Annotated in this window: 9 protein-coding genes and 1 pseudogene; 5 read left to right on the top strand and 5 right to left on the bottom strand. The window is 64.5% G+C overall.

Annotated elements, in window-relative coordinates; all coding sequences use genetic code 11:
* The 4 genes and pseudogenes from ACOJSJ_RS10795 to ACOJSJ_RS10780 form a co-directional block, all read right to left on the bottom strand.
* A pseudogene (locus ACOJSJ_RS10795) lies at window positions 1-490 on the bottom strand (cell envelope biogenesis protein TolA); the annotation flags it as partial.
* 18 nt (window positions 491-508) lie between these two features.
* Window positions 509-967, bottom strand: coding sequence for an ExbD/TolR family protein (locus ACOJSJ_RS10790; RefSeq protein WP_420144987.1), 459 nt, complete (start codon window positions 965-967; stop codon window positions 509-511).
* Window positions 968-1001: 34 nt separating this feature from the next.
* The gene (gene tolQ, locus ACOJSJ_RS10785; protein ID WP_420144986.1) at window positions 1002-1706 is read right to left on the bottom strand and encodes a protein TolQ; all 705 of its coding nucleotides are present in this window, start codon (window positions 1704-1706) and stop codon (window positions 1002-1004) included.
* A complete protein-coding gene (locus ACOJSJ_RS10780; RefSeq protein ID WP_420144985.1) occupies window positions 1703-2173 on the bottom strand; it encodes a YbgC/FadM family acyl-CoA thioesterase in 471 nt (156 codons plus the stop codon). The genes tolQ and ACOJSJ_RS10780 overlap by 4 nt, the downstream gene beginning before the upstream one ends.
* A 183-nt stretch (window positions 2174-2356) precedes the next feature.
* Between ACOJSJ_RS10780 and ACOJSJ_RS10775 the strand changes: the two genes are divergently transcribed.
* A complete protein-coding gene (locus ACOJSJ_RS10775; protein WP_420144984.1) occupies window positions 2357-3235 on the top strand; it encodes a 3-hydroxyacyl-CoA dehydrogenase NAD-binding domain-containing protein in 879 nt (292 codons plus the stop codon).
* 46 nt (window positions 3236-3281) lie between these two features.
* Here ACOJSJ_RS10775 and pspF read toward each other — a convergent pair whose 3' ends face one another.
* Window positions 3282-4322, bottom strand: coding sequence for a phage shock protein operon transcriptional activator (pspF, locus tag ACOJSJ_RS10770; RefSeq protein ID WP_420144983.1), 1041 nt, complete (start codon window positions 4320-4322; stop codon window positions 3282-3284).
* Between the two features lie 182 nt (window positions 4323-4504).
* On the opposite strand from pspF, the gene ACOJSJ_RS10765 reads away from it, so the two are divergent.
* The 4 genes from ACOJSJ_RS10765 to pspC all read left to right on the top strand — a co-directional run bounded on the left by ACOJSJ_RS10765 (window position 4505) and on the right by pspC (window position 6118).
* Window positions 4505-4699: a hypothetical protein gene (locus ACOJSJ_RS10765; RefSeq protein ID WP_420144982.1), complete on the top strand. Its 195-nt coding sequence runs from the start codon at window positions 4505-4507 to the stop codon at window positions 4697-4699.
* An 85-nt stretch (window positions 4700-4784) separates the two neighbouring features.
* Window positions 4785-5465: a phage shock protein PspA gene (pspA, locus tag ACOJSJ_RS10760; RefSeq protein WP_420144981.1), complete on the top strand. Its 681-nt coding sequence runs from the start codon at window positions 4785-4787 to the stop codon at window positions 5463-5465.
* Between the two features lie 4 nt (window positions 5466-5469).
* Window positions 5470-5736, top strand: a complete 267-nt coding sequence (gene pspB, locus ACOJSJ_RS10755) for an envelope stress response membrane protein PspB (protein ID WP_420144980.1) — start codon at window positions 5470-5472, stop codon at window positions 5734-5736.
* 1 nt (window position 5737) lies between these two features.
* A complete protein-coding gene (pspC, locus tag ACOJSJ_RS10750; RefSeq protein ID WP_420144979.1) occupies window positions 5738-6118 on the top strand; it encodes an envelope stress response membrane protein PspC in 381 nt (126 codons plus the stop codon).
* The last annotated feature ends 178 nt before the right edge of the window (window positions 6119-6296 follow it).

Below are 6296 nucleotides of genomic sequence, written 5' to 3'. Positions count from 1 at the left end.
CGCTCTTTGCCTTGGATGGCGCGGCGGCGGCGGCCTTGGGCTTTTCAGGCGCAGGCTTGGCCTTGGGCGCTGGCTTTTCCGGCGCAGGCTTGGGCTTGGCCGGGGTCTTGGCGACCTCCTTCTTGGGTGGCGCAGGCTTGGGCGTGGGCTTGGGTTCCGGCTTCGCCACCGGCTTGGGCGGCGTCGGCTTTGGAACAGGCCGGGGTTCGGGCGGCGCGGGCTTGGGTTCAGGCGCGGGCGCCGGTTCGGGCGCAGGCTTGGCGTCCTCCGTCGGTCCGTCTTCCGGCGCGACACTGGGCGGCGGGGGCTGGGTCGAAATCTGCGGCGCGGTCGATTGCAGCGCGACCTCGTCCACCAGGCTGATGTCCATGGGCGGGGACTTCAGCTTCAACGGGTTGGGCGTATTCAGGAATCCGGCGGACAGCAGGCCGAACAGCAGGACATGTCCTGCCGTCGCGACGCCAAGGCCGATCTTTTCCGTGCGCTCCATATCGCTGACCTATGGCCCCTATTCTGAACCACCGCTGTCCGCACCGGCATCGGTGCTGACCAGCGACACCTTGTTCAGGCCTGCGCGATTGAGTTCGCCCATCACCCGCATCACCCGGCCATAATCCAGCGCCGTGTCCGCCCGCAGAAAGATTTGCGGCGGTTCGGGTTGGCCCGCATTGGCGGCGGCGATCTCACCCAGGCGGCCGGGCAGGTCTGCATCGTTGATCTGTTCTTCATTGATGAACAGCCCGCCGTCGCGGTCGATCGACACGATCGTCGGCTTGGCGTCCTGATCCAGCCCCTTGGCCCGCGTTTCGGGCAGGTTCACCGGCACGCCGGTCACCAGCAGAGGCGCGGTGACCATGAAGATGATCAGCAGCACCAGCATGACGTCGACCAGCGGCGTGACGTTGATGTCCGCCATCGGCGCGCGCCCGCGCCCGCGCCGCGATGAAGGAGGACCGGACATCGCCATTAACGTGCCCCTTCCTTTGCAACGATGCCCAAGGTCATCGTTGCGCCTCCAGTTCCCGGCTCAGCGTCGCATAGAAGCTGTCGGCAAAGCGGGTCAGCCCCGCTTCCAGCCGGTTGATGCCATGGCTGAACCGGTTGTACGCGATCAGCGCGGGGATGGCCGCGAACAGGCCGATGGCGGTGGCGAACAGTGCTTCGGCAATGCCGGGCGCGACGACGGCCAGCGAACTATTCTGTTCCGCCGCAATGCTGGTGAAGGCGCGCATGATGCCCCACACCGTCCCGAACAGGCCGATGAAGGGCGCCGACGACGCCACCGTGGCCAGGATGTTCAGTCGATCGGACAGGCGGTCGACTTCGGACGCGATGGTGCTGGACATGGATGTGCCCAGCCGGTCGCGGGTGCCGTCACGGTCGATCACCTTCTGCGCGGTCGACCGGCGCCATTCGGTAACGCCTGCTGCCATCACCTTGGCGGCGGGGAATTCGGCCTTGCCGCGCGATTCATAAAAGCGGTCAATGTCTTCCGCCTTCCAGAAATCCGTTTCGAATTTGCGGCTTTCCTTGCTCGCCTTGCGCAGCGTGACGCTGAATCCGATGATGATCGCCCAGGTCCAGATACTGGCCAGCAACAGCCCCAGCATCACGCCCTTCACGACGATGTCGGCCTGAAGGAACAGGGCCAGAGGGGAAATGGTGGCGGCGTCGGTAATGGCGCCGGCAGGCAGGTTGAGCGTCATGGGTGGATGTCTTCCCCTTGCATCAGGCGAGTGAAAATGTCGGTCCAGGCCTTGGGCTGCCGTTGCGGGCGGCCCTGCGGCGTCAGCCAGGCGACGGAAATGGTGGCGTCGGTCAGTATTTCCGCGCCGCACCTGACTGACTGATGAATGGCGCAGCTGGCGGCGCGCACGTCGGTTACGCGGCTGACCACCATCAGGTCGTCGTCCAGTCTGGCCGGGCGGCGATATTTGATCTGAAGGTCGGTGACGGCATAGACGCCCGTGCCGCCTTCATGATTGGCGCGCTGGTCGATCCCCGCCACGCGCAGCATGTCGGACCGTGCCCGTTCCATATAGCGCAGATAATTGGCGTGATAGACGAGGCCGGACAGGTCCGTATCCTCGAAATAGACGCGCAGGGGAAAATGATGCACGGCGGCGATGAAGCGTCCGGTCGCTGGTGCTGGCATCATGTCGGAAACAGGCATGGCGGGCTTTTAACCATGGCCGAGGCCCATCGCAAAGCCGTAAATAGGGTATGGCCGTCCAATCCGTCATTCATTGTCGCACGGCCTGTCGTTCCCGCGATGGTCCGTTCATCATGCACAGTGGCCCCAATGCCGCAGCGCAGCTAAAGCAAGCGCAGGATTCGCGACAGGGAGAGACGGCGCATGACGGATATTGTGACAGTGGGGGTGATCGGCGCGGGCCAGATGGGCGCGGGCATCGCGCAGGTGGCGGCGCAGGCGGGCTATGACGTCATCCTGTCGGACATCGACCTGCCCCGCGCGGAAAAAGGGCTGGCGGGCATCGCAAAGCTGCTGGGCAAGGCGGTGGAAAAGGAAAAGATCACACAAGCGGATGCCGACGCCGCGCTTTCCCGCATCACCCCCGTTGGCGACATCGCCCCGCTATCGGCTGCGCAACTGGTGATCGAGGCCGCGACCGAGCGGGAGGAGGTGAAGCGCGCCATCTTCGCCAATGTGGGCAAGATATTGGCCGACGGCGCCATCCTTGCCACCAACACCTCCTCCATCCCCATCACCCGTCTGGCGCAGGCCGCGCCCGATGCGGGCCGCTTCGTCGGCGTCCATTTCTTCAACCCCGTGCCGGTGATGGTGTTGGTGGAGGTCATTCGCGGCCTTGCCACCACGCCCGAAACCGTCGCCACGGTGGAAGCCTTCGCCGCGAAGATCGGCAAGACGACCGTTCAGGCATTCGACGCGCCGGGCTTCATCGTGAACCGCATCCTGCTGCCGATGCTCAATGAAGCGGTGTTCGTGCTGGGCGAAGGGGTGGGCAGCGTCACCGACATCGATCAGGGCTGCAAACTCGGTCTCAATCACCCGATGGGACCGCTGACCCTGCTCGATTTCGTGGGGCTGGATACCGCGCTCGAAATCCTCAACATCTTCCTCACGACCACCGGCGATCCCAAATATCGGCCCGCGCCGCTGCTGGTGAAATATGTCGAGGCGGGCTGGTACGGCCGCAAGACTGGCAAGGGCTTCTACGACTATAGCGGTCCCGAACCTGTCCCGACCCGCTGATTTCCGGACTGGGCGCGGGCGGCCCGGTCCGCGCCCAATGCATGGCTCAGACCGCGCTCAGGCCATGCTTCTTCATGCAATGGCGCAACTGGTCATAGGTCAGGCCCAGCCCCTTGGCCGTTGCCCGCTGATTATAGCGGAACCGTTCCAGCGCGGCCTTGATGATCGCGGCCTCATGCCCGTCCACCGCCGCGCGCAGATCGGTGATATCGTCAAAGGCGGCTGACGCCATGTTCGAAGTGCCAGGGCCGGGGGCGGGGGGCTGTTCGGCGCAGGGCACGGCGCTGGCTCTTGGCATCATCGGCCGGGGTTTCCATGGCGATGCAAAGGGGTCGAAGGTGATCTGGCTGATCGGCCGCCCCGGCTCGTTCCAGCGATAGACGGCGCGTTCCACCACATTGCGCAGTTCGCGCACATTGCCCGGCCAGCCATAACCTTCCAGTTCCGCCGCGCAGGCGGCCGTAAAGCCCGGCCATTGCGGCCAGTCCCGTTCGGCGGCCATGCGCCGCCCGAAATGATCGGCCAGTACGCTGATGTCCCCTTCCCGCGCGCGCAGCGGGGGCAGGGTGATGACCTCGAAGCTGAGGCGGTCCAGCAGGTCCGGCCGGAACCGCCCGGCCTCCGCTGCGGCGGGCAGGTCTTCATTGGTCGCCGCGACGATCCGCACATCCACCGTCACCGCGCGCGATGCGCCGATCCGCGTCACTTCCCCATATTCGATGACGCGCAGCAGCCGTTCCTGCGCCGCCATCGACAATGTGCCCAGTTCGTCGAGGAACAGCGTGCCGCCATCGGCATCCTCGAACCGGCCGGGCCGCGCCTTGGTCGCGCCGGTGAAGGCGCCCTGTTCATGGCCGAACAATTCCGCCTCGATCAGCGTCTCGGGGAGCGCGGCGCAGTTCATCACGATCAGCGGTTCGCCCCAGCGCGGCGACAGGTGGTGCAGTCGCTCGGCGATCAGTTCCTTGCCCGTGCCGCGTTCGCCGATCACCAGCACTGGCCGGTTCAACTCGGCGGCGCGCCCCGCCTGTTCGACCGCGTCGAGAAAGGCGAGCGACTGGCCAACGAACTGCGTATTTTTTTCCATGCGCCAACTTATGGTGAAATTTCCTACTCCTTGGCAAGGGGGTGTGCCGATGCCCCCGTGCCGAAACGCGAAAAAGGACGCAAATCGGGGCTTTTCTGAAATTGGCACGGCCTCTGCAATGCTGTGGGCAATCCGCAAGCAATCGCGGAACCTATGAAGGCCAAATTTCAGGGAGTATGACGATGACCAACCAGACGAACAGCGTCCGTGATATGGGTCAGCTGATGTCGGTCGCCGTTGCCGCCGTCCTGTTCGGATCGACCATGATCCTTTCGGCGGTCGGCCCGGCCCGCGCCAGCGAAAAAGCGTTCCGCGCCAGCGAAGCCCCGATCCCCGCGACGCAGGAAACCCCCGCGACCCTGCGCTATCTGGCATAAGGGTTCGCAATCCGGCCGGGGCGGGAATGCCCCCTCTCGCCCGCCCCGGCACCTGAAACAAGATACGACCAGGAGTGACGTTAAAATGGGTATTTTCTCCCGCACCCGCGACATCATCGCTGCCAATGTGACCGATCTGCTCGACAAGGCGGAAGACCCGGCGAAGATGATCCGCATGATCATCCTCGAAATGGAAGAAACGCTGGTGGAGGTCCGCGCGTCCGCGGCCCGCACCATCGCCGACCAGAAGGAAATGCGCCGCCACATCGCCAAGCTGACCGCGCTTCAGGACAGCTGGACCGAAAAGGCGCAGCTCGCCTTGTCGAAGGATCGCGAAGATCTGGCCAAGGCGGCGCTGGTAGAGCGTCAGAAGGCCGCCGACATGGCCGACCATCTCAATCATGAGATCGAGACGCTGGACGAAGCGCTGCGCGCGTCGGAAGAAGACATCGCCAAGTTGCAGGGCAAGCTGCGCGAAGCCCGCGCCCGTCAGAACAGCCTGGCCACCCGTATGCAGAGCGCTGAAAACCGCCTGCGCGTTCGCGAAGCCTATGCTGGCGAAAAGGTGAACGACGCCTTCGCCCGGTTCGACATGCTCGAACGTCGCGTCGACCTGGCCGAAGGTCGCGCGGACGCCATGGCACTGGGCGGTCAGCCCAAGACGCTGGAGGAAGAAATCGCCGAACTGAAATCGGCCGACAAGGTGGATGCCGATCTCGCCGCGCTCAAGGCGTCGATGAACGTCGGCAAGACCGGGGGAGCCTGACCCGATGGAAGAGATATTCCTGCCCATCATGGTCTGCGGCATGCTGTTCATCGGCATGCCCTGGCTGATCTTCCACTATGTCACCAAGTGGAAGCAGGCGCCCAAGATCACCGACGAGGATGAGCGGCTGCTGGACGAGCTCCACCTGCTCGCCCGCCGGCTGGAGGAGCGGTTGCAGACGGTCGAACGGATCGTTGCGGCCGACAATCCGGATTTTCGCCCATCCCGTCCCGCCCAGGACGACCGCTATGATTTCGACCGGAGGACCTGACATGACCGCCCGCCGCACCAAATTCTACCTCGACAAGCAGAACGGCAAGTGGATGGGCGTGTGCTCCGGCATCGCTGACTATGCGGGGATCGACGTCCTGTGGGTCCGTGTCGGCGCTGTGCTGGTCACGCTGATGGGGGCCTTCCCCTGGACGCTGATCGCCTATTTCGCGGTCGCCTATTTCGCTGAGAACAAGCCGCTTGGCCTGTATCAGGACCGGGACGACGAGAAATTCTGGCAGGGGGTGCGCACCAATCCGGCCCGTTCCACCCGTGACGTGCGATCCAAGTTTCGCGACATCGACCGGCGCCTGGCGGACATCGAACTCCATTATACCAGCCGCAACACGCGCCTGGCCGAAGAGATTGACCGGCTGCGTTGAGGCGGTCGCAGCGGTCCTTTATCGATCGGCGTGCCACGCCGGTCGAAAAGGCGGCCCGCAAAAATGGAAAAGCCGGAACGCTTGGCTGCCGATCGGAGGATCGCCGAGCGGCGCTATCAACGCTCTGGCCATTGGGCAACGCTCCGGCCATCGGGCAACGCTCCGGCCATCGGGGCAG

Source organism: Sphingobium sp. (assembly GCF_048594625.1).
In the GTDB taxonomy this organism is placed as follows: domain Bacteria; phylum Pseudomonadota; class Alphaproteobacteria; order Sphingomonadales; family Sphingomonadaceae; genus Sphingobium.
Note: the sequence above shows the minus strand (reverse complement) of the source record. Positions and strands in the feature narration are given on the sequence as shown.